A 1,791-nucleotide genomic window follows, 5' to 3' on the forward strand; every position below is an offset into this window, starting at 1 on the left:
GTCCAACAGCTCGCGGCGGCGCTCGGCCTGAGGGCCTCGCGACTGGAATGGTTTCTCCGTGCCGCGCGCGCCGTTCCCGGCAGCGGGCCCGATCAGCCGGACGGGAGCCGTCGCGAGACGCCGGCCGCCGGGGAGGTGGACGAACAGCCGTCCGCGGTGGTCGTGATGGTCCTGCCGATGACCGCGACCGGCGAGAGCGGCCCATGCTGCAGGCGCCGCCGACGCTGTCCGCAGCCCCGCCCGACCGGGCCCCGACCCGTGCGCCGGGCCGGTTGACGGCCGTCGCGTGCGGCGGGCAGGCGCCGGCGGCGACACCTCCGCCACGAGGACGCCGAACGCGTACGCCCGCCCCACCGGCGAGTCGGCCGGGCGAGGCGGTAGCTGACGCCGTCTGCGACCAAGCCGACCTCCCTACCGATCCGGGCGGTGGCGTCAACCCCAGGCGGCCGCGGGCCAGGATCCCGCGCCTCGGTCGGGCTCGCCTCGGCACGCGACGCGGGCGGCGGCGAGGAGATCGAATCACGCGGCTCCATCGAGACCGAAGCAGCCCGCCGCCTCGCCGACGACCTCAAGAACGAGTGATCACCCGACCACCCGATACTTTCTCAGGCCGTCGAGGGTACGCGCGTCACCGAGAAGGGGCAGGCCGAAGGCACGCACGCTGATCGTGGTGTCCGGTACGCAGTCGGCCGCCACCGGTACGACAGGCTGCTCGGCTGGACGGTCCCGCAGGATCCGGTAGCGCAGCGGCTCCTGCCCCAGGTCGGCGACCCGCACCGCCCACGCCGGACGGGCTCCGCCGGCAGTGAGACCGTCGAGCAGTTCGGCGCTCGCGAACTCGCACACCTTCGCTCCGACGAGCCGGCGCACGGTCCCGTGCTCCGCGGTCCGGCGCGCCTGGGGCGGCTCTCCGGTCAGCCGGCCCGAACTCTCGGCAGCGACGGCTTCCAGCAGCGCCCACTCATCGGGGCTCAGCACCACAGAACCCCCCTCAACGCGACTGGACTGATCCCGTCACGCCGGCCTCGGCGGCGCCCTGGCCTTCGCAGAGGTGCTCTCGTGCCCAGGTGTCGAAGGTGGTGAGGGGCAGTCCCAGTTCCCGCGCGTACTCGGGGCGGGCGGGCTGGGGGAGGTCGTTGATGGATGCCTGGGCGAGGCCCATGGCGGGCATTCCGGCGGCGCCGGCCTGCGCCTCGGTCATGTCGGGGGCGGTGAGCACGGTGCCGAGGACGCGGGACAGCACGGTGGCGATGTCCGCCATGGTCAGGACGTCGCCCGCGAGTTCGAGTTCGACCCTGTCGAAGCGCTCCGGTGCGGCGATGGCCGCCGCGGCGGCGGTACCGATGTCGTCGACGGCGATCAGGGACAGCCGGGTCTCGGGCTTCAGCAGGCTCACCAGCCCGCCGTCGAGTCCGCGGGGGAACATGATCGCGGCGGAGGGGTGGAAGTTCTCCATGAAGAAGCCGGGCTTGAGGAGGGTCCACCGCGCGAAGCCCGCCTCACGGACCCGGTCCTGGATCCCGGCCTTCGCGGCGTAGTAGGGCTGCAGCCAGGCCCACCGGCCAGTGGGCCAGTCGGCGTGCAGCCCCGCGCCGGAGACGGAGGTGTGGACGAACTGCGCCACCCCGGCGGCCCGCGCACCCTCGATGAGGTTGACGGCCTGCGCGACCTCGCCCTCGAAACCCCGGCCGTCCATGTCGGGCATCTGGACGGAGAAGACGGCGCGCGCTCCTGCGGCGGCCCGGGCCAGCGAGGCGGGGTCGTCGAGGTCGCCGGTGACCAGTTCGGCGC

3 protein-coding genes are annotated in these 1,791 nt (G+C 74.0%); 1 reads left to right on the forward strand and 2 read right to left on the reverse strand.

Annotated elements, in window-relative coordinates; all coding sequences use genetic code 11:
- Positions 1 to 426 precede the first annotated feature (426 nt).
- A complete protein-coding gene (locus tag ACFU7Z_RS31565; RefSeq protein WP_380781248.1) occupies positions 427 to 582 on the forward strand; it encodes a hypothetical protein in 156 nt (51 codons plus the stop codon).
- On the opposite strand, the gene ACFU7Z_RS31570 is transcribed toward ACFU7Z_RS31565, so the two are convergent.
- Both ACFU7Z_RS31570 and ACFU7Z_RS31575 read right to left on the reverse strand, forming a co-directional pair.
- Positions 583 to 981 carry a hypothetical protein gene (locus ACFU7Z_RS31570; protein WP_380781242.1) on the reverse strand — a complete coding sequence of 133 codons (399 nt, stop codon included), beginning with the start codon at positions 979 to 981 and terminating at the stop codon, positions 583 to 585. It lies immediately after the preceding gene.
- 10 nt (positions 982 to 991) lie between these two features.
- A partial coding sequence (locus tag ACFU7Z_RS31575; protein WP_380781244.1) for an NmrA family NAD(P)-binding protein occupies positions 992 to 1,791 on the reverse strand: 800 nt, incomplete at its 5' end.

Origin of the sequence: Kitasatospora sp. NPDC057518, assembly GCF_042802075.1 — a bacterium.
Taxonomy (GTDB): Bacteria; Actinomycetota; Actinomycetes; order Streptomycetales; family Streptomycetaceae; genus Kitasatospora.